Genomic DNA, 19220 nt, shown 5'->3' with positions numbered 1-19220 from the left:
AACCAGTCAGAAACGGCACAGAAAAAGGCACCGGCCGAAACGCGCCACGGCGTACGGAACGTCCGCAGCCGGGCCCGGCACTGAGGACGCCCTGCACGTTTACCGGTCCCATCCGGCCGCCCATAGTGTCCCCATGACGACCACCCCCTCCTCCGCTTCCCTCGGAGGTGACGGTTCCCCAACTCCCGCCGTCGCCCTCGCCCAAGCCGCACCCGACGAGATCGTGGCCTACGGCGACCACGTCCTGGCCGTGGAGCCGACCGGCGCGGAGCCAGTCCCCGACGACGGCAGGCACGGCCGGCCGATCCAGCTGCTGTGGACCTGGGTCAGCCCCAACATGGAGTTCGCCACCGTCTTCATCGGCGTGCTCGCGGTCGGCATCTTCGGCCTCGGCTTCTGGTCCGCCGTGCTGGCGATCGTCCTCGGTACCGCCCTCGGCGCGGTCGCGCACTCCTTCCTGGGCCTGCGCGGACCCCGGTTCGGCGTGCCGCAGATGGTCGCCGGCCGGTCGGCCTTCGGCTTCTACGGCAACGCGCTGCCCGCCGGGCTCAACGCGCTCAGCGCCGGCATCGGCTGGTTCGCGGTGAACAGCGTCAGCGCCGCGTACGCGCTCAACACGCTGCTGCACTGGCGGCTGCTGCTGTGCCTGTTCATCGTGGTGGTCCTGCAGATCGCGGTGGCCTTCCTCGGGCACAACTTCATCCACTCGGCGGAGAAGTACACCTTCCCCGTGCTGACGGTGATCTTCCTCGTCACCTCGGTGGTGATCCTGGCCAAGTCGCACCCGTCCGCAGCGGACGGCTCGCACGCCTTCAGCGGCGCGTTCCTGCTGACCACCGGCGCGGCGTTCGGCTACGCGGCCGGCTGGACGCCGTACGGCTCGGACTACACGCGCTATCTCGCGAAGTCGACGCCGCGCTGGAAGGTCGCGCTGTGGCCGGGGCTCGGGGTGCTCGTGTCGTGCCTGCTGCTGGAGATCGTGGGCGCCGCGTCGGCGACCCTCGTCGCCCCCAAGGGCGCTACGCTCACCGGTGCCTTCATCGACCCGCTGCCGGAGTGGCTGGGCAAGCTGACTCTGCTCGCCATCGCCATCGGCGGCATCGCGGCGAACGCCCTCAACATCTACTCCGGCGCGCTGTCGTTCGTGGCCATGGGCATCAAGCTGCCCGCGGCCGTCCGGCGCGCCACCGTCGCCCTGGTGTTCGGCGTCGCCGGGACCGCCGTCGCGTGGTCGGGCCTGCACGACTCCGGTGAGCGGTACGAGAACTTCCTGCTCGTCATCACCTACTGGATCGGCCCCTGGCTGGCGGTCGTCTTTCTCGACATGTGGCTGCGCCGCGGCCGCCCCGACGCCGAGACCGGCGCGCTGCTGGCGGACCCCACCTACCGCAACTGGGCCGGTCCGCTGGCAATGGCCGCCGGCACCGCCGCGGGCGTCCTGCTGTTCTCCAACCAGACCGACTTCACCGGTGTGGTCCCCAAGCACGTCCCGCAGATCGGTGACATCGCCTTCGCCGCAGGCTTCGTCGTCGCCGGGTTGCTGTACCTGGCGCTGCGGAAGGTGCCCGGTCTCGGTCCGGCCGGTGCGGCGCTCCAGGCCGCGCCGAAGCCCGTCTGATCACTCCGTGGCGCGCAGCAGGCGGTGCGCGCAGGCCGCCAGCAGCAGCTCGCCGTGGGCCTCGGGGTCCGCGACCGGCAGGCCGAGCAGCGACTCGATGCGGTCCAGCCGCTGGTAGAGCGACTGGCGGCCCACGTGCAGCAGTGCGGCGGTACGGGTCGGGCTGCAGCCGTTGCGCAGGTGCACCTCCAGGGTGTGCACCAGATCGCTGGGGTGGGCGGCCTCCCACCCCAGCAGCGGTCCCAGGGTCCGGTCGACCAGGGCGGCCAGCCGGTCGCGGGCGGCGGCGGTGAGGCCGTCGCCCGCCAACTGGCGTTCCAGGGCGAGCGCCCGCGAGGTCGTCACCAGCGTGCCGCCGCGGGCGGTGGCCGGACCGCTCTCCGGCAGCGGCACGGTCAGCGCCAGCCGCAGGGTGGCGCGGGCCTCGCGCAGCGTCTCGCCCCAGCGCCGCCAGCCGCCGTCCGGGCGGACGGCGGGGCCGAGCGCGAAGGTCAGCCCCTCGCCGCCGCCCGCGGACGCCTCGCCGACGGCGGTCCGCGCGGTGCTCACCGGGTCGCCGGCCGGCGGCCCCGGCACCGCGAGCAGCGCGGTGACCGCCCCCGGTGCCGCAGCCCGCAGCAGGGAGCCGCCGAGCCGGTCGGCGGCCCGGTCCAGGGCCGCCGCGGCGGCGGCCGGCTCGGCGGCGTGGCCGGCGACGCCGATCAGCCGGTGCGAGCGCTCCGGGCGGAAGCCGAGGGTCCGCAGCCGGGCGGTCACCTCCTGCTGGCTGAGCGCGGTGCCTGCCTCCATGTCGGCCAGCACGGCGGCGGCCCCGTCGGGCCGGTAGGGCAGTTCGCCGAGTGTCCGGGTGACGATCGCGGTGTTGACCGCCTCGGTGATTCGGATGAACGGCACCACCCGGCGCAGCGCCACCAGCGGCAGGCCCCTGCGGCGGCTCTCGTCGAGGATCGCGTACGGCATGTCGGGCAGCGACCGGCCGAGTTCGACGGCGACACCGGTCACGCCGCGCTCGTCGAGCTCGCGGACGTAGTGGCGGCACGCCCCGGCGTCGGCGCCCGCCAGGCCGAGGCCGGTGGTCAGCAGCAGCTCACCGCCGGACAGCAGCGGGCCGATCTCGTAGATCTCGCTGGAGTGCACCCACCGGACCGGCCGGCCGAGCGAGTCCTGCCCGGCCAGCACCTCGGCGCCGGCCCGCCCCAGCACGTCGAACGTGAGGATCTCGCTCAAGGCGAGGACCATCTCGCACCTCCCGGCCCACTCCGGTCGCCGGGACCGGGGCGGTGCGCTCCGGGCGGCGCTGCGGAGCGTACTTTCCGCACATTGCGCGGGTGTTTCACCCCCGGTCGGGCGCCCCGCGGGCGCGGCCCGCGCCGACAGGGCGTCCACAGGGGTGCGGCCAGGTGCGTACCTTCCGCACGTTGCGGCCGGGCGCCGCCGCCCGGACAGTGGGTGGCATGAGTGACGCGGCGACCGCGGACCCGGCGATCATGCTGGGCGTGGCGATCGAGGAGGCCAGGGCCGGGCTCGCCGAGGGCGGGATCCCGATCGGCGCGGCCCTGTTCGGGCCGGACGGGCAGGTGCTCGGCCGGGGGCACAACCGCCGGGTGCAGGACGGCGATCCGTCGGCGCACGGGGAGACCTCGGCGTTCCGCGCCGCCGGACGGCTGCGCGGCTACGGGCGGACCACGATGGTGACGACCCTGTCGCCGTGCTGGTACTGCTCGGGGCTGGTCCGGCAGTTCGGCATCGGCCATGTGGTGATCGGCGAGGCGCGGACCTTCCACGGCGGCCACGACTGGCTGGCCGGGAACGGGGTCCGGGTGACGCTGCTGGACGACCCCGAGTGCGTGGCGCTCATGACGGACTTCATCGCCGCCCGGCCCGAGCTGTGGTTCGAGGACATCGGCGAGTAGCGGCCGGCCCGGCCGTGCCGGAACGAGAGGAACGCCCATGCAGGACCGGACCCGTATCCCGGTGATCGACCTCGCCCCGTGGCTGTCCGGGGACGCCGACGCGCGGGCGGCGACCGCCGCGGCGGTGGACACCGCGCTGACACGGGCCGGTTTCCTGCTGCTCACCGGGCACGGTGTCAGCCGGGAGGCGCGCGCGGCGGTGCGCGGCGCCGCCCGCCGGTTCTTCGCGCTGCCGCAGGAGGCCAAGCAGCGGTACGCGGTCAGCGTCGGCGGGCGCGGCTGGCTCGGCCGCGGCGCGGAGGCCAACGGCTACTCGGAGGGCACCGCGACTCCCCCGGACCTCAAGGAGTCCTGGACGGTCGGCGCGGACCGGCCGAGCGGCGACCCGGCGACGGACGCCTTCTGGTTCCAGCCCAATGTGTGGCCGCAGCGGGAGGTGCCGGAGCTGCGCGAGGCGGTGGAGGGCCATCTGGCGGCAATGCGCGCGGTCGCCGACGAGGTGCTGCGGCTGCTGGCGGCGGCCCTCGGGCAGCCCGGGGACTTCTTCACCCGGCACACCGCGCATCCCACGTACACCCTCAACATCAACTGGTATCCGGGCACCGCGGTCGTCGGCGAGCCGCAGCCCGGCCAGTACCGTATCGGCCCGCACACCGACTTCGGCACGGTGACGCTGCTCGACCGCCAGCAGGGGAAGGGGGGCCTGCAGGTGTACGTGGACCCGGCCGACGGCGGTGCCGGCTGGGAGGACGCCCCCTACGACGCGGACGCGCTGACCGTCAACATCGGGGACCTGATGGCCCGGTGGACCGGGGACCGCTGGCGCTCGGGCCGGCACCGGGTGCTGCCGCCCTCTCCCGAGGCACCGGCCGAGGACCTGATGTCGCTGGTCTACTTCTACGAGTGCGACCCGCACACCACGGTGACGCCGCTGCCCGCCCCGCTCGGCCGGGTCCCGTACGAGCCGGTGGACTCCTCGGTCTACCTGAAGGAGAAGCTGGACGCGATCACGGTCGGCTGAGCGCCGGGCGGCCGGTGCCGTTCAGCGGGGCAGGCCGCTGCCGTAGGGGCCGTACAGGTCGAGCAGGCGGGTGCGGGCGTCCTCCAGACGGTGTCCGATGACCTCGGCGCAGGCGAGCACGAAGACGTAGCCGAACCGCGGGTCCTCCTCGCACAGCCGGCGCACCTCGGCCGCGTCGAACTCCCAGGCCCGCACACCGGTCAGCGCCTTGGCGGACATGTGCCAGCGGCGGGGCGGGAACAGCCACGACCAGCCGAGCAGCGATCCCTGTCCCAGGTTCTCGATCACCGCCGCCGGGCGTCCGGGCACCCGCAGCTCCAGCGCCACGTCGCCCTCGCGGATCAGCCAGAACCGGTCCGCCCGCTCCCGTTCCTCGAACAGCCGGGCCCCGGCGGCGTAGCGGACCTCGTGGGCCAGCGCCATGAGGCGCTCGCGGTGCTCGTCGGACAGCGTGTCCAGCCGGGCCGTCATGGTCATCAGCCTGCTCGTCATGGTCGTCTCCGTCGTCTCAAGGTCGTCTTCGGGGCCGTACCGGGCGGCGCGCTCGCGTGCGCCGCCGCCGGTCACGGCTTCATCGTGGGCCCGGCGGGCGCGGGTGGGCTGGGGCCGAACGGCTCTGGCCCGGGGGCCGGACGGCATGCGCCGACGGGTCCTTCGGACGGGCGCGCCGCGGTCCCGGCCGCCCGTAGCGGACCCGGCGGTCAGCGCGGCGCCGCGAACACGCCGCCGCCGGATCGGTACGCGGGGTCCCCGGCCAGCCGGCGCCTGACGCCGTCCGCGAGCGCCTCCACCTGGGCGTGGACCGCGGGTCCGTCCGGCGGCCGGGCGCCGGCGGCGGCGCCGACGGCGAAGACCTCCGGCCCGGCGTCCGGACGCGCTGCGCGCGGGTCGGCCGGGACGAAGCCGCGCGCGCCGCCCAGGCCGTGCGGGAGGGGGTGCTCCCCGGTGGCCAGCACCAGGACGTCGTAGCCGGCGGTGGCGCCGCCGGCCAGTCGCACCCGCGCGCGGGCGGTGTCCACCGAGGCGGCCTCCGCGCGCCGGAAGCCGATGCCGGCCCGCAGCCGGAGGTGTTCGGGGGGTTGCGGCGTACCGGGCCCGAACAAGCCGAGAGCTACGAGGAGTTCGGTCTCCGGGTCGCGGTGGCCGGTGCGGTCGACGACCGTGATCCGGATCCCGGGCCCGGCGCAGCGGGCGCGCAGCCGGTTGGCCGCCAGCGTGCCGGCGCCGCCGCCGCCGATGATGACGATGTCCTTGCCCGGGGGGATCACGGGGACTTCGGGGTCCATGGGTGTGGCCTTCCTTCCGTCGCGGGCCGCGGTGGCGGCGCGCGGGGGTTCCGCCGGGCGTCGTACCTGCGGCGCGCCCCTCACGCTGCCGCGTCCCGGGACCGCTGCCGAGTGCCGAACGGCCCCGCTCCGAGGGCGGACCCGCCCCGGAAGCGGGCCTCGCCCGGCCCCTGCCCGCCGCCGGACCGCGGCCGGAGCATCAGGTGGGGGACGACACCCGGCGGACGGAGGAGCGGCCATGGACCGGCAGCGTGTGATCGTGGGCGTGGACGGGTCCCTCACCGCCTTCGGGGCCCTGGACGCCGCCGCGTTGGAGGCGGAGCGGCGCCGTACCGGCCTGGAGGTGGTCCACTGTCCGGCCGACCCGGACACCGCGGGCCCCGTCCTGCGGGCCGCCGCCGCGCGGGTCCGCGGGCGGCACCCCTGCCTCCGCGTGACGCTGTCGGCGGTCGTGGGCGATCCGGCCGAGGCGCTGCTCGTACGCGGCGGGGACGCGGTACTGACCGTCGTCGGCAGTCGCAGGCCGGCCGGCCTCGCCGGGCTGCTGGCGCCCTCGGTGGGCCGCCGGGTGGCAGCGCGCGCCCGTGGACCGGTGCTCGTCGTGCCGGGCGCGGACGTACGCCACACGGCCGGGCGGACCGCGCCGGGCGGGGTGCTGCTCGGTCTGGAGAGCGACGGCGACGCGGACGCGGCGCTGTTCGCCTTCGAGGAGGCGCGGCTGCGCGACACCCGGTTGGACGTGCTGCACGCGTGGACGTACCCGCCGGTGACCGCCCTCGTCCTGCCGGCCGGTCGGCTGCCCGGCCGGGTCGCCTGTCAGGGCGCGGCGCGGTCCGCGCTCCCGGGCCGGGCCGCGGCGCCGCTCCGGGAGGCGGGCCCGCGCAGGCCGGCGGAGAGCCGGCCGGTACGGTCCGCGCCGTGCCGGGAGCTGATCGAGGCGACCGGGGAGGCGGATCTGATGGTGGTCGCGGTCCGTCCCGGCGGCACCGGGCGCGGTGCCCGGCCGGGGCCGCTGGTACGGGCGCTGCTGCGCCGCTCGCACTGCCCGGTGGCGGTGGTCCCGGTGGGCGGGGCGCGCGGCGGGTGAGCGGGCGGGGCCCCGACCGGGCCCGGAACGGGGGCCGTTCGGCCCCCCGCGCAGGGACCTCGGCCCCCAGCACTAGCGGGCCGCCGCGCGGGACAGTGAGGTCACAGCGAACCGAGTGCGCCACCAACCGTCCGAGGAGCCCGACATGGCCGTCCACCAGGAATCCCGCCGCACCGACAGCACGCGCAGCGCCGCCGCCGTGGAGGGGGCTCCGGCCGTGCCGGGTCGGGCTGTTCTCGGTGGTCCGGTGGTCGGCAGGGTCGCCGCCGTGGTCCGGGTCGCCACCGGTCTGGTGTTCCTGTGGGCGTTCCTCGACAAGCTCTTCGGCTGGCACTACGCCACCGCCTCCGGCAAGGGCTGGACCGACGGCGGCTCACCCACCAAGGGCTTCCTCAGCAACGTCCAGGCAGGACCCCTCCAGTCCTTCTTCCACACCATCGCCGGCCAGGGCTGGACCGACACCCTCTTCATGCTCGCCCTCCTCGGCATCGGCCTCGCCCTCACCACCGGCGTCGCACTCCGCGCCACCGCCGTCGCCGGCACCGCCCTCATGGCCATGATGTGGGCCGCCGAATGGCCCCCCGCCCAGCACCTCACCACCGGCGACCCCACCGGCTCCTCCAACCCCCTGGTCGACTACCACGTCGTCTACGCCCTGGCCATGATCCTGCTCGCCGTCCTCTACGCGGGCAACACCTGGGGCCTCGGCCGCACCTGGGCCCGCCTCCCCCTCGTCCGCGACCACCGCTGGCTCCAGTAGCCGCGCCGCGCATCCGCCCGCGCCCCGGGGCGCCGCCGACCGGCGGCGCCCTGTTCCGCGTGGGGTTCTCGACTCGGCGCCGGATGTCGGCGAGGCTGCCCGTGTGATCACGACGGCAGACTCCTGAGCGGAAGGCCACCCCCCATGGTTCGCATCGGCGCGGTCTTCCCGCAGACCGAGATCGGCGACAATCCGGACGACATCAGCCTGTGGGCTCGGGCGGTGGAGCGGGCCGGGTACCGGCACATCGTGGCCTACGACCATGTGCTGGGCGCGGGCACGGACACCCGCCCGGACTGGACCGGCTACACCGTCGACACCCCGTTCCACGAGGTCTTCGTGCTCCTGGGGTATCTGGCCGCCTTCACGACGGTCACCGAGCTGGTGACCGGTGTGCTGGTGCTGCCGCAGCGGCAGACCGCGCTGGTGGCCAAGCAGGCGGCCCAGGTCGACGTGCTGAGCCGCGGCAGGCTGCGGCTCGGGGTGGGGGTGGGCTGGAACGCGGTGGAGTACGGGGCGCTGGGCGAGTCCTTCACCGACCGCGGCCGCCGCAGCGAGGAACAGGTCGAACTGCTGCGCGCGCTGTGGTCGCGGCCGCAGGTCACGTTCGAGGGCCGGTGGCACCACGTGGACAACGCCGGGATCAAGCCGCGTCCCGTCCGCGGGAGCATTCCCGTGTGGTTCGGCGGGCAGGCCGAGGCGACGCTGCGCCGGATCGCGCGGCTGGGCGACGGCTGGTTCCCGCAGTCGCCGCCGGACGACGACACCCGCCGGACGCTGGAGCGCCTGGACCGCTACCTCGCGCAGGCCGGGCGGCAGCGCTCTCACATCGGCGTCGAGGCGCGGCTGAGCCTGTCCCGGGTGGCGCCGTCCGAGCGGCTCGCGTTCGCCGAGGGGTGGGCCCGGTTGGGCGCGACCCATCTGACGGTGGACACGATGGGCCTGGGGCTGCGGACGGCCGCCGAGCACGTCGCCGCGCTGGAGGAGGCCCTCGCGACGATCGGTCCGATCGCGGCCGGCTGAGCCCGCCGGTGCACGGCCGACGCCGGCTGGGCCCGGTGCTCCGCCCGGCCGGTGTCCGGCGTGGCCAGCGAGCCGCCGTGCAGCAGGAGCAGCCCCACCGCGGTCACCGCCATGGTGAGCGTGGCCAGGAACGGCACCCGGCTGTCCGCGCCGGCCCGGGCGGGCAGGACGGTGGCCACGGCCAGCGCGCCGGTGACGGCGAGGGCCGCGCATCCGGCGCGCCCGGCCGGACCGGGAGGTCCGAACACCAGCAGCACGCCGGCTGCCAGCAGGGGCACCGGCGCGAGCAGCCGGGTCCACCGCCGCCCCAGGCGCTGCGGCAGGCCGCGTACCCCTGAGGCGAGGTCGGCGTCGATGTCCGGCAGCACGTTGGTGAAGTGCGCGCCCACACCCAGCAGCGCGCCCGCGGCGACGGACCAGGCCGGCGGCCAAGGACGGCCGGGCAGTCCGAGCGTGACGAAGGCGGGCAGCAGGCCGAAGCCCACCGCGTACGGCAGCCAGGAGGCGGCGGTCCGCTTCACCCCGAGGTCGTAGCCCCACGCGGCGGCGACGGCGGTCAGATGCGCGGTCCCGGCGGCGGGTCCGCTCGCGTACGACAGCGGTACGCACAGGGCGAGCGCGCAGCCGGCCGCGGCCGTCACCGCTCCCGGCCTGAGCGCGCCCGCCACCAGGGGTTTGCCGGAGCGGCCGGCGGCGGTGTCCCGCCGCAGGTCGACCCGGTCGTTGCACCAGCCGACGGACAGCTGGCCGGTGCACACGGCCGCCGCGACGAGCAGGCAGCCCAGCGGATCGCGCCCCGAGGCCGCCGCGAGCGCGGTGATCAGGGCCGTCACCGCCACAGTGGGTTCGGGGTGGCAGGCCCGGAGCAGCCCGCGCCAGGCCGCGCCGGGCCGACGGGGCGGCACCGTGGTGACGGCGTCGACGGGGCGGCCGTCGGTGGCACGGGCTCCTGGGCTGGACACGGCTCGATGCTAGGTCCGCCGGGGCGGCGCGACCGGCCGGGACACCCTGTTTGCCGCACGCCGAGTTGAGAGGTTTCGCGGGATTCGTTCCTATACTGCGGAAATGACGCGAATCGCCGCCGTCCACGGGGTGCTCCCACCGCACCGCTACGAGCAACACGAGATCACCGACGCGCTCGCGGCCATGGGGATGGTGCGCGGCGCGGGGCGCGCGGTCCTGGACCGGGTGCACGACGGCTCCACCGTCCGCACCCGCCGGCTGGCCCTGCCTCTGGAACGCTACGCCGAGCTGAGCGGGTTCGGCCAGGCCAACGACAGCTTCATCGAAGTGGCCCTGGAACTGGGCGAACAGGCGGTGCGCGGGGCGCTCGACGAGGCGGGGCTGCGGGCGCGGGACGTGGATCTGGTGATCTCCACCTCGGTGACCGGCATCGCCGCCCCCTCGATCGAGGCCCGGCTGGCCGGGCGGCTGGGGCTGCGCGAGGACGTGAAGCGGGTGCCGATCTTCGGGCTGGGCTGCGTGGCGGGCGCCGCGGGACTGGCCAGGCTGCACGACTACCTGGACGCTCGCCCCGACGGCGTGGCGGTGCTGCTGTCGGTGGAGCTGTGCTCGCTCACCCTGCAGCGCGCCGACGCCTCGGCGGCCAACCTGGTGGCCGGCGCGCTGTTCGGTGACGGCGCCGCGGCCGTCGTCGCGGTGGGACGCGACCGCCCCGGCGGCCGGCCGGACGAGGGCCCCCGGGTGGTCGCGACCCGCAGCCGGCTGTATCCCGGCACCGAGCGGCTGCTCGGCTGGGACATCGGCGACCGGGGCTTCCAGATCGTGCTGGGCGGCGACCTGCCGGACCTGGTCCGCTCCCATCTCGGCTCCGACGTCCGCGCGTTCCTGGCCGACCACGACCTGAAGCCGCAGGACGTGACGGCCTGGGTCTGCCATCCCGGCGGCCCCAGGATCCTGGAGGCGGTACGGGAGACCCTGGACCTGCCGGCCCGCGCGCTGGAGCTGGCCTGGCGTTCGCTCGCCGAGGTCGGCAACCTGTCGTCCGCCTCCGTCCTGCACGTCCTGCGCGACACCCTGGCGCTGCGGCCCCCGCTGCCCGGTTCCGCGGGGCTGCTGCTGGCGATGGGACCGGGATTCTGCTCCGAACTCGTACTGCTGCGCTGGTAGGCCGCCGATGACCCCGTACACGCTGCTCGTCCTGCTGGTGGCCGGTGAACGGCTCGCCGAACTGGTCACCGCCCGCCGCAACGCCGCCTGGAGCCGCCGCCACGGCGCCGCCGAGTACGGCCGCGGCCACTATCCGGTGATGGTCGCGCTGCACACCGGTCTGCTGGCCGGCTGTCTGGTCGAGGCGCACACCGCCGGCCGGCCGTTCCAGCCCGCTCTCGGCTGGCCCATGTTCGCCCTGGCGCTCGCCGCGCAGGCGCTGCGCTGGTGGTGCATCCGTACGCTCGGACCGCGCTGGAACACCCGGGTCATCGTCGTCCCCGGGCTGCCGCTGGTGACTGGCGGACCCTACCGGCTGATGAGCCATCCCAACTATCTGGCGGTCGTCGTGGAGGGCCTCGCGCTGCCGCTGGTGCACGGCGCGTGGATCACCGCGCTCTGCTTCACCCTCGCCGACCTCCCCCTGCTGGCGGTCCGGCTGCGCTGCGAGAACTCCGCGCTGACCACGGCCACCGCCGTCGCCGCCCGGTGATCGACCTGCTGGTGGCCGGCGGCGGGCCGGCCGGACTCGCCACCGCGATCCACGCTGCGCGGGCCGGCCTTGAGGTTGTGGTCGCCGAACCGCGGCCGGGGCCGGTCGACAAGGCGTGCGGCGAGGGGCTGATGCCGACGGCGGTGCGGGCGCTGGCCGAGCTCGGCGTCGCGGTGGAGGGGCACCCCCTGCGCGGGATCCGCTACGTCGGCGCCCGCCACCAGGCCGAGGCACACTTCCGCACCGGTCCCGGCCGCGGCGTCCGGCGCACCGAACTGCACGCGGCGCTGTCCCGCCGGGCCGCCGAACTCGGCGTGACCGTACTGCCGTTGCGGGTGGAGACGGTCCGGCAGAACCGGGACGGGGTGCTGGCGGCCGGGATCGCCGCCCGCTACCTCGCAGCCGCCGACGGGCTGCACTCGCCGATCAGGCGCGGTCTGGACCTGGCCGCCGGGCCCGGCCCGCGAGCGGCCAGATACGGGTTGCGGCGGCATTTCACGCTGCCACCGTGGACGGACTGCGTCGAGGTGCACTGGTCGGACCGGGCCGAGGCGTACGTGACGCCGGTCGGCCCGGACCTGGTCGGCGTGGCGGTGCTGACCTGCGACCGCGCTCCCTTCGAGGAACACCTGTCGCGCTTCCCGGAGCTGGCCGCCCGCCTGCCACCCACCGCGGCGAGCGCCACCAGGGGCGCGGGGCCGCTGCGCCAGCGGGTCCGTACCCGGGTGGCGGGACGGACCCTGTTGGTGGGGGACGCGGCAGGCTACGTCGACGCGCTGACCGGTGAGGGCATCGCGATGGCGCTGGGGGCCGCCGCGCAGCTGGTGCGCTGTGTACGGGCGGACCGGCCGCAGGACTACGACCGGGCCTGGCGCCAGGTGTCGCGGCAGTACCGCGCGCTGACCTGCTCACTGCTGTGGCTGCGCGCGCACCCGCGGCTGGCCTGCCGGATCGTGCCCACGGCCGCCCGCTTCCCCGGCGTCTTCACGACCGCCGTGAACCGGCTGGCCTGACCCCGCGCGGACCGGCGTCAGTTGCTCTTGGTCACCTGCTTGCCCGCCGGGTCCAGGACGTACCACAGGGCGCCGAACTGGTTGAGCCCCTGGCCGTTGGCCTGGCCGGACTTGGAGTCGCCGGCGAAGTAGTAGAGGGGGTGGCCGTCGTAGGTGACCTCGGTGCCGCCGGACCGCTTGGCGGTGCCCAGCAGGACCTCCTTGGCCTGCTGCTCGACCTTGGCCTTCCCCGAGGTGAACAGCGGCGGCCAGGCCACCGCGCAGGGCCCGTCGCAGGTGGACGTGTTCTTCTGGGTGTCGCCCTTGAACAGGTACAGGGTGCGGCCCTTGCCGTCGACCAGGATGGTGCCGAGCTTGCCGACGGACTTCGTGGACACCGTGGCCTGCCGGGTGTTCGACGAGCCGGAGGCCGACGAGGTGCCTCCGACGTAACCGGCTGCGGTGTCCGCCACCTCGTTGGCGGACGCGGCGGGGGTGGCGGCGGACGAGGAGTCCTTGCCGGTGGAGGAACAGCCGCTCATGGCGCTGGCGAGCAGCAGGGCGGCGGCGGACCAGCCGACCGCCGTGGCAGTGCGCTTCATCAAGGCTCCAGGGGTGTCGCGCGTACAGGAGCCCCAGCCTCCGACGCGCGCCCCCGCAACCGCTTTTCCCCACGCCCGCGGCCGCCCCGGCGCCAGCCATTCGGACGAAGAGGACGCGGGCGGCGCCCTCCTCCGGCGCCCGGTCGCCGGCTAGATGAATGAGTCCAAGGGTTCGCCTGCGGACATGGCGCGAGGGCGCCCATGGTCGGTGTGTGAAGACAAACCTGGACACCCTCGCGACTGCACTCTATGCCCGGATCGATGATGAGTTGAAGGCTTCGCCGGGGCTGGCCCCGTGGCGGCCGAAGGTGGGGATCGCGCCTACGCTCAGCGATGCTGAACTGGTCACTCTGGCGGTGATGTCGGCGCTGCTCGGGTACACCTCCGAGCGGCGGTGGCTGCGCCGCGTCGACCGCGACTTCCGCGGCATGTTCCCCTACGTGCCCCAGCCCTCCGGCTACGGCAAGCGACTGCGTGCCGCATCGTCCCTGCTCACCAGCACCATCCGGATCCTGGCCCGGGACACCTCGCTGTGGACCGACGACGTGTGGGTGGTCGATTCCACACCGGTCGGCTGCGGCTGCTCGCGGGAGACCGCGAAACGGTCGGACCTGGCCGGCTGGGCGGAGTACGGCTACTGCGCGTCGCACTCCCGGTATTTCTGGGGACTGCGCCTGCACCTGGTGTGCACGCTGGGCGGCCTGCCGGTCCTGTTCGCGCTGACCGGCGCGAAGGCCGACGAACGCGAGACCCTGCGCGACATGCTCGACACCGCACCCGACGTGGCCGCCTCCCACCCCGGCCAGACGATCATCGGCGACAAGAACTACTACGGACACGACTTCGAGCACGACCTCACCGAACGTCACCTGCACCTGCTGCGACCGGCCCGCAAGGGCGAACCCGAACGGCCCGGCGCGCACCTGTTCAAACCGTTGCAACAGACCATCGAGTCGATCAACCAGACCCTCAAAGGCCAGCTCGACCTGGAACGGCACGGCGGCAAGAGCCCGGCGGGCGTCACCGCACGAGTCCTGTCCCGCGTCCTCGCGCTGACCGCCGCGATCTGGCTCAACGACAAAACCGGGCAACCCATCAAGCGATCCCTGACCGCCTACGACCACTAACCGTGACCCCAACCCTTGGACTCAATCATCTAGTGGCCCGCGGCCTGGGCGAAGTCCTTGCTGCGGATGGTGACGAAGGAGATCACCGCCGAGACCAGGGCGATGATCGCGCCGACGAGCAGGATCTGGTTCAGGCCGGTGGTGAACGCCGCCGCGGTGAGTTCGGCGAGCGGGCGCCGGGCGCTCGCGGGGACGGTCGCCAGGGTCTGCCCGACCGTGCCGGACTGGACGGCGCCGGTGATCTGCGGGCCGCGTCCGCCGAGCCCGGGGACCGAGTCGACGTGGTCGGTCACGTAGTTCTCGACCTCGCTGGAGAAGAGCGTGCCCAGCAGCGCGATCCCGGTGGCGATACCCACCTGGCGGAAGGTGGTGCTGATGCCGGAGGCCATCCCGGCCTGATTCGGCTGCACGACGCCGACGGCGGTCGAGGCGAGCGGCGGGTTGATCAGGCCCACCCCGGCGCCCGCCATGATCATGCCGGGCACCAGGTGGGTCCAGTGGCTGGAGGCGTCCAGCCCGCGCATCCAGAGCAGTCCGCCGCCGACCAGCAGCAGTCCGGGGCCGATCAGGTACCGGACCGGCATCCTGGACGAGAGCCTTCCGGCTGCGGTGGAGGTCGCCAGGATGCCGCCGGAGATCACCAGCAGCCGCATGCCGGTGCCCAGGGCGCTGTAGCCGAGCACGTCCTGGAGGTAGAGCACGAGGTAGAGCAGCAGGGAGAAGACGGACGCGCTGATCCCGAAGGCGGCGACCGAGCCGCCGCTGAAGGTCGGCTTGTGGAACAGCGACAGGTCGAACATCGGGTGCTCGATGCGCGCCTCGACCAGCACGAAGACGAGCATCAGCACGGCGGCGGCGATCAGGCAGCCGATGACGACGCTGTCGCCGAAGGACTTCCGGCTGGACTCGATGAGCGCGTAGACCAGGCTGGACAGGGCGGCCGTGAACAGCACGAAGCCGAGCCAGTCCGGGCGGCGGGCCTGCGGCGAGCGGGAGTCGGCGACCTTGGCCAGGGTGATCACGACGGCGACCACCCCGATGGGCAGGTTGACGAAGAAGATCCACCGCCAGGACAGGCCCGAGGTGAGCGCGCCGCCGAGCAGTGGGCCGACGGCCACCGCGAGCCCGGTGATCGCCCCCCAGACACCGAAGGCCGTGCCGCGGTCCTTGCCGCGGAACGCCTGTGCGAGCAGGGCGAGGGAGACCGAGAACATGACGGCGCCGCCCACTCCCTGCAGGCCCCGGGACAGCTGGAGCATCAGCGTGTCGTCCGCGACACCGCACAGCAGCGACGCGACGCTGAAGACGGCCAGGCCGATCACGTACAGCAGCCGGCGGCCGTACATGTCGGCGAGGCTGCCCGCGGTGAGCAGCAGGGCGGCCAGGGTCAGGGCGTAGGCGTCGACGACCCACTGGAGGTCGGAGAAGCTGCTCTTGAGCGCCGACTGGATGTCGGGCAGTGCCACGTTGACGATGGTGATGTCCAGCAGCAGCATGAACGTCCCGAGGCACACCGCGGTGAGGGTCCACCACTTGTCGGAGGCGGGGTCGGACCGCTCGGGCCGGTACCGGGCCGACGGGTCGGGCGACGGGTCGCCGGGGCGGCCGGGGCCGGGCGCGCCGGCCTGGGTGTCAGGCATTGCGACTCCTGCTGGTGGACTGCTCGCGGACCTCGTGGGTGAAGCCGGGCGGGCCCGGACGCGGGCCGCCGACGGCCATGAGCAGGCTACCGACCCGGGGTGCGGCCCGATCATCCGACTCGGCCTTTCCCCCCGGGTGGCGATGGACCCCCGTAGCGCCGGATCGCCCGCCCGGTGCCTACCGGGGAGGCGTGGCACCTGATCGTTCCGCCGCCCGGGGGGGGTACCGGGCGTCGGCGGTCGGCGGCCAGGTAGCCGGCCTGCGGCGGCGCGGTCAGCCGCCGTCCGCGGGGCGTTCCCGTGGAGCCGCGGGGGCGGCCGGCGGCGCGGCGGGGGCGGGCGCCGGCCTCCGCCCGGCCCCGGGCCTTCGCCGCGCCCTCGCTCCCACCGCGAGGCCGAGCGCCCCGGGATCGAGCGCCGCGCAGAGCACCCCGCCCACCGTGAGGACGATCCCGGCCGTCTGGCGGCCCGTCAGCCGGTCGCCGGCCGCGGCGACGCCGAGCAGCACGCCGGTGACGGGGTTCAGCAGGCCGATCAGGCCGACCGTCGCGGCGGGCAGCCGCCGCAGTCCGCTGAACCAGGCCACGAAGGCGAGCGCGGTGGCGACCAGGGTGACGTAGCCGAAGCCGAGGACGGCCGGCCCGCCGACCGCCGGGGGGGCGCCCTCGACCACGGCGGCGAACGGCAGGAGCAGCAGGCCGCCGGCGATGAGCTGCCACGCCGTGGCGGCCAGGACGTCGCTCTGCCCGCTCCAGCGCTTGGCGAGGACGTAGCCGCAGGAGGACATCAGGAGCGCGCAGCCGGAGGCGAGGACGCCGCGCGCGCCGACCGGGCCGCCGTGGCCGAGCAGCGTCAGGGCGACCCCGCCGATGCCCACCGCGGCGCCGGTCAGATGCGCCGGCCGCGGGCGCTCGGCGACCAGTCCCCAGGCCATCAGCATCATGACCAGCGGCGAGGTGGCCATGACGGTCGAGGCGGTGCTGGTCGGCAGCAGTTGCGCGGCCAGGTAGACCAGGGCGAAAAAGCCGCCGGTGTTGAGGACGCCGAGCACGGCCGCCTTCCACCACCACGATCCGCGCGGGCGGCGCCGGCTGAGCGCCTGGAGCAGCAGGCCGGCCGGCAGCGCCCTGACGGCGGCGCCCCAGAGCGGATGGCCGGCCGGCAGGTATTCGCGGGTGACGTAGTAGTTCGTGCCCCACGCCACCGGCGCGACCGCGGTGACCAGGATCCAGCGCAAGTTGGCTTCCATGGAAGCCATTATGCCTTCCCCGGAAGCTACACTGGGGCCATGCCGCCTTCCGACCACATCTCCCGTATCCAGGCCGAGTGGGCGCGGGAGCGGCCGGACCTCGACGTCGCTCCCCAGGGGGTGATCGGCCGGCTGCACCGCATCGGTGTCCTGCTCACCGAGCAGCTCTGCCTGGTCTACCGCCGGTACGGCCTGAGCGAGGGCGAGTTCGACGTGCTGGCGGCGCTGCGGCGGGCCGGTGACCCCTTCGAGCGGGCGCCGGGCGAACTGGCCGCGCACACCATGGTCACCACCGGCGCCATGACCAAGCGGGTGGACCGGCTGGAGGCGGCCGGCCTGGTCACCCGGCGCCGGGCGGCGGACGACGGCCGGGGCCGGGTGGTCGCGCTGACCCGCGCCGGGCGGGACCTGGTCGACCGCGCCTTCGCCGACCACATGGCCAACGAGCGGCGGCTGCTCGACGCGCTCACCCCGGACGAGGCGGCCCGGTTGGAGCCGCTGCTGACCGCGTGGCTGTCCCGCCTCGAACCGGACCGCTGAGCGCGGGTCCCGGCCGCGGCGCCGCGATCCGCCGGCCGGCGGCCCCGTAGGATCACGGCCCCACCCCGGACAGGGAGATCACATGAACGTGCACCGCAACGCCAGGGCCGTCCCCGCCAAGGAGCTGGACGGCAGCCTCATCGGCGAGACCTTCGCCTACAAGACCTCCGAGGGCGTCCCGGTGTACGGGCGGATCGCCTTCGCCGAGGTGGGCACGGCGAAGGTGCTGGTGACGCTGGCCGGCGTGCTGCACGAGGGGTCCAGCGTCGTGCTGACGCTGAACCCCGACGACGAGCTCTGGTTCGCCCCCGGCCCGGCCTGAGGCCGCGTCAGGCGTCGCGCCGCTTGAGCGTGACCGCGGCGGCGGCCAGCGCCGCCAGGGCGTAGCGGCAGAAGACCGCGAAGCCGGTCCAGGGCGCCAGGGTGTGCCCGCCGCGGTGTAGGGCGAGCAGTGCCTGGCCGGCGTTGCTCGGCAGGTAGGGCCCGATGCGGTCGTACCAGGAGGCGGGCAGCGCCTGGGCGAGGGCGGGCAGCACCAGCGGCAGGCCGAAGACGGTGGCGATGCCGCCCGCGGTGTTGCGACCAGCGCGCCGATCCCGACGCCGAGCAGGGCGACGACCGTCAGGTACAGGCCGGTGCCCAGCACCATGCGGGTGATTCCGGGGTCGCTCAGCGAGGCGTCGACGCCCCGGCCGGACAGCGGGGCCTGCCCGGCCAGGAAGGCGGTCAGGGCTCCGGCGGTCATCAACACCCAGGTGACGGCCGAGTACAGCGCCGCCCTGGCCCACGGCACCGGCAGCCGACGCGGTACGGCGGACAGCGTGGCGCGGATCATGCCGGTCGCGTACTCGCCGCTGACGACGAGCACGACGAGCACGCCGAGCACGCCGACCGCGAGCTGGGCCAGGAAGTAGCCGCGCAGGCTGGTGAGCGCCGGGTCGAAGCCCGCCCGCCCGCCGGCCCCCGTGTGCGGCCAGCGGGCCGCGGCCACCGCGCAGAACAGCACGCCGAAGCCGACGGGCGCGACCACGGCGGGCAGCAGCGTGAAGAAGGTGGGCCACAGGATGCCCTCGGGATCCAGACCGTTGACCGGCTCGTCGAGCACCAGCGTGGCCGGATCGCCCAGCAGCGCCCTGGCGATGTCCAGGCGCTGTCCCATGCCCAGGGAGAAGCCGCCAGCCCGTTTGCGGGCCACCTCGCGCAGGCCCACGACGTCGATCACCTCGTCCACCCGGCGGCGCGGGATGCCGCTGGTGGCGGCCAGCGCGAGCAGGTGGTGGTAGGCGCTGCGGCCGGTGTGGATGGCGCGGGCCTCCAGCATCGCCCCGACCTCGCGCAGCGGCGCCGGGCGCTCGGCGTAGGGCCTGCCGTTGACGGTGACCCGCCCCCAGGTCGGAGCGTCCAGGCCCAGGATCATCCGCACCGTGGTGGTTCCCCCCGCCCCGTTCGGGCCCAGGAAGCCGGTGACCGCGCCCGGCCGTACGGTGAAGCTGAGGTCGGCCACGCGGTGCGCTCACCGTAGCGTTTGGTCAGGACGTGCGCTCCGATCAACGACGGTCCTCGGCTGACGGGATGGGGATGGGGATGGGGATGGGGGACGGTGCATGACCGGCATGCTTTCCGCACCCCCGGCGCCGCGACACCCTGCGGGCGGATCCGGCTTCCACCCGACCGCGACCACAGGGGGAAGCTCCGTACGA

17 protein-coding genes and 2 pseudogenes are annotated in these 19220 nt (G+C 74.8%); 11 read left to right on the top strand and 8 right to left on the bottom strand.

All coding sequences use genetic code 11. The features are described 5' to 3' along the window. Positions 1-133: 133 nt before the first annotated feature. The gene (locus RLT57_RS30505) at positions 134-1618 is read left to right on the top strand and encodes a purine-cytosine permease family protein (protein ID WP_311300485.1); all 1485 of its coding nucleotides are present in this window, start codon (positions 134-136) and stop codon (positions 1616-1618) included. Here the strand turns inward: RLT57_RS30505 and RLT57_RS30500 are convergent, their stop codons facing one another. Then, the gene (locus tag RLT57_RS30500) at positions 1619-2845 is read right to left on the bottom strand and encodes a PucR family transcriptional regulator (RefSeq protein WP_311300484.1); all 1227 of its coding nucleotides are present in this window, start codon (positions 2843-2845) and stop codon (positions 1619-1621) included. Positions 2846-3072: 227 nt separating this feature from the next. On the opposite strand from RLT57_RS30500, the gene RLT57_RS30495 reads away from it, so the two are divergent. Both RLT57_RS30495 and RLT57_RS30490 read left to right on the top strand, forming a co-directional pair. Then, positions 3073-3531, top strand: coding sequence for a nucleoside deaminase (locus RLT57_RS30495; protein WP_311300483.1), 459 nt, complete (start codon positions 3073-3075; stop codon positions 3529-3531). A 37-nt stretch (positions 3532-3568) separates the two neighbouring features. After that, complete coding sequence (locus tag RLT57_RS30490) at positions 3569-4552, top strand: isopenicillin N synthase family dioxygenase (protein WP_311300482.1); 984 nt, start codon at positions 3569-3571, stop codon at positions 4550-4552. 21 nt (positions 4553-4573) lie between these two features. Here the strand turns inward: RLT57_RS30490 and RLT57_RS30485 are convergent, their stop codons facing one another. Continuing rightward, positions 4574-5044, bottom strand: a complete 471-nt coding sequence (locus RLT57_RS30485; protein ID WP_311300481.1) for a cyclic nucleotide-binding domain-containing protein — start codon at positions 5042-5044, stop codon at positions 4574-4576. Positions 5045-5253: 209 nt separating this feature from the next. Next, complete coding sequence (locus RLT57_RS30480; protein WP_311300480.1) at positions 5254-5838, bottom strand: FAD-dependent oxidoreductase; 585 nt, start codon at positions 5836-5838, stop codon at positions 5254-5256. 238 nt (positions 5839-6076) lie between these two features. On the opposite strand from RLT57_RS30480, the gene RLT57_RS30475 reads away from it, so the two are divergent. The 3 genes from RLT57_RS30475 (at position 6077) to RLT57_RS30465 (ending at position 8708) form a co-directional block, all read left to right on the top strand. After that, positions 6077-6925 carry a universal stress protein gene (locus RLT57_RS30475; protein ID WP_311300479.1) on the top strand — a complete coding sequence of 283 codons (849 nt, stop codon included), beginning with the start codon at positions 6077-6079 and terminating at the stop codon, positions 6923-6925. 145 nt (positions 6926-7070) lie between these two features. Beyond that, positions 7071-7685, top strand: a complete 615-nt coding sequence (locus RLT57_RS30470; RefSeq protein WP_311300478.1) for a hypothetical protein — start codon at positions 7071-7073, stop codon at positions 7683-7685. Between the two features lie 144 nt (positions 7686-7829). Continuing rightward, positions 7830-8708, top strand: coding sequence for an LLM class F420-dependent oxidoreductase (locus tag RLT57_RS30465; RefSeq protein WP_311300477.1), 879 nt, complete (start codon positions 7830-7832; stop codon positions 8706-8708). Between the two features lie 224 nt (positions 8709-8932). Here the strand turns inward: RLT57_RS30465 and RLT57_RS30460 are convergent. Then, positions 8933-9541: pseudogene (locus RLT57_RS30460) on the bottom strand (UbiA family prenyltransferase); the annotation flags it as partial. A 232-nt stretch (positions 9542-9773) separates the two neighbouring features. Between RLT57_RS30460 and RLT57_RS30455 the strand changes: the two are divergent. The 3 genes from RLT57_RS30455 to RLT57_RS30445 are packed head-to-tail and all read left to right on the top strand — an operon-like array spanning position 9774 to position 12383. Then, positions 9774-10838, top strand: a complete 1065-nt coding sequence (locus RLT57_RS30455) for a type III polyketide synthase (RefSeq protein WP_311300476.1) — start codon at positions 9774-9776, stop codon at positions 10836-10838. A 7-nt stretch (positions 10839-10845) separates the two neighbouring features. Continuing rightward, positions 10846-11370 carry an isoprenylcysteine carboxyl methyltransferase family protein gene (locus tag RLT57_RS30450; protein WP_311300475.1) on the top strand — a complete coding sequence of 175 codons (525 nt, stop codon included), beginning with the start codon at positions 10846-10848 and terminating at the stop codon, positions 11368-11370. Continuing rightward, positions 11367-12383, top strand: a complete 1017-nt coding sequence (locus tag RLT57_RS30445; RefSeq protein WP_311300474.1) for an NAD(P)/FAD-dependent oxidoreductase — start codon at positions 11367-11369, stop codon at positions 12381-12383. The genes RLT57_RS30450 and RLT57_RS30445 overlap by 4 nt, the downstream gene beginning before the upstream one ends. Positions 12384-12400: 17 nt before the next feature. Here the strand turns inward: RLT57_RS30445 and RLT57_RS30440 are convergent, their stop codons facing one another. After that, the gene (locus tag RLT57_RS30440) at positions 12401-12964 is read right to left on the bottom strand and encodes a COG4315 family predicted lipoprotein (RefSeq protein ID WP_311300473.1); all 564 of its coding nucleotides are present in this window, start codon (positions 12962-12964) and stop codon (positions 12401-12403) included. 212 nt (positions 12965-13176) lie between these two features. Between RLT57_RS30440 and RLT57_RS30435 the strand changes: the two genes are divergently transcribed. After that, complete coding sequence (locus RLT57_RS30435; RefSeq protein ID WP_311300472.1) at positions 13177-14091, top strand: IS982 family transposase; 915 nt, start codon at positions 13177-13179, stop codon at positions 14089-14091. Between the two features lie 29 nt (positions 14092-14120). Here the strand turns inward: RLT57_RS30435 and RLT57_RS30430 are convergent, their stop codons facing one another. Next, on the bottom strand, positions 14121-15731 hold the full coding sequence (locus RLT57_RS30430; protein WP_311300471.1) for an MFS transporter: 1611 nt from the start codon (positions 15729-15731) through the stop codon (positions 14121-14123). Between the two features lie 274 nt (positions 15732-16005). After that, positions 16006-16980 (bottom strand): DMT family transporter, encoded by a 975-nt coding sequence (locus RLT57_RS30425; RefSeq protein ID WP_311300470.1) that lies wholly within the window; start codon positions 16978-16980, stop codon positions 16006-16008. Between the two features lie 39 nt (positions 16981-17019). On the opposite strand from RLT57_RS30425, the gene RLT57_RS30420 reads away from it, so the two are divergent. After that, positions 17020-17520 carry a MarR family winged helix-turn-helix transcriptional regulator gene (locus RLT57_RS30420; protein WP_311300469.1) on the top strand — a complete coding sequence of 167 codons (501 nt, stop codon included), beginning with the start codon at positions 17020-17022 and terminating at the stop codon, positions 17518-17520. A gap of 1057 nt (positions 17521-18577) precedes the next feature. Here RLT57_RS30420 and RLT57_RS30415 read toward each other — a convergent pair. After that, positions 18578-19071, bottom strand: a pseudogene (locus RLT57_RS30415) (ATP-binding cassette domain-containing protein); the annotation flags it as partial. Positions 19072-19220 lie beyond the last annotated feature (149 nt).

It is taken from the genome of Streptomyces sp. ITFR-21, from assembly GCF_031844685.1.
In the GTDB taxonomy this organism is placed as follows: Bacteria; Actinomycetota; Actinomycetes; order Streptomycetales; family Streptomycetaceae; genus Actinacidiphila.
The sequence above is the reverse complement of the archived record's forward strand: the minus strand, read 5'-3'. Positions and strand labels throughout refer to the sequence as shown.

Bases quoted from the DNA above. Each gene is read 5' to 3' on its own strand.
- RLT57_RS30420 (WP_311300469.1), top strand. From the start codon at position 17,020: ATGCCGCCTTCCGACCACATCTCCCGTATCCAGGCCGAGTGGGCGCGG.
- RLT57_RS30505 (WP_311300485.1), top strand. From the start codon at position 134: ATGACGACCACCCCCTCCTCCGCTTCCCTCGGAGGTGACGGTTCCCCA.
- RLT57_RS30495 (WP_311300483.1), top strand. From the start codon at position 3,073: ATGAGTGACGCGGCGACCGCGGACCCGGCGATCATGCTGGGCGTGGCG.
- RLT57_RS30425 (WP_311300470.1), bottom strand. From the start codon at position 16,980: ATGGAAGCCAACTTGCGCTGGATCCTGGTCACCGCGGTCGCGCCGGTG.
- RLT57_RS30465 (WP_311300477.1), top strand. From the start codon at position 7,830: ATGGTTCGCATCGGCGCGGTCTTCCCGCAGACCGAGATCGGCGACAAT.
- RLT57_RS30490 (WP_311300482.1), top strand. From the start codon at position 3,569: ATGCAGGACCGGACCCGTATCCCGGTGATCGACCTCGCCCCGTGGCTG.
- RLT57_RS30440 (WP_311300473.1), bottom strand. From the start codon at position 12,964: ATGAAGCGCACTGCCACGGCGGTCGGCTGGTCCGCCGCCGCCCTGCTG.
- RLT57_RS30450 (WP_311300475.1), top strand. From the start codon at position 10,846: ATGACCCCGTACACGCTGCTCGTCCTGCTGGTGGCCGGTGAACGGCTC.
- RLT57_RS30475 (WP_311300479.1), top strand. From the start codon at position 6,077: ATGGACCGGCAGCGTGTGATCGTGGGCGTGGACGGGTCCCTCACCGCC.
- RLT57_RS30430 (WP_311300471.1), bottom strand. From the start codon at position 15,731: ATGCCTGACACCCAGGCCGGCGCGCCCGGCCCCGGCCGCCCCGGCGAC.
- RLT57_RS30480 (WP_311300480.1), bottom strand. From the start codon at position 5,838: ATGGACCCCGAAGTCCCCGTGATCCCCCCGGGCAAGGACATCGTCATC.
- RLT57_RS30455 (WP_311300476.1), top strand. From the start codon at position 9,774: ATGACGCGAATCGCCGCCGTCCACGGGGTGCTCCCACCGCACCGCTAC.
- RLT57_RS30470 (WP_311300478.1), top strand. From the start codon at position 7,071: ATGGCCGTCCACCAGGAATCCCGCCGCACCGACAGCACGCGCAGCGCC.
- RLT57_RS30485 (WP_311300481.1), bottom strand. From the start codon at position 5,044: ATGACGAGCAGGCTGATGACCATGACGGCCCGGCTGGACACGCTGTCC.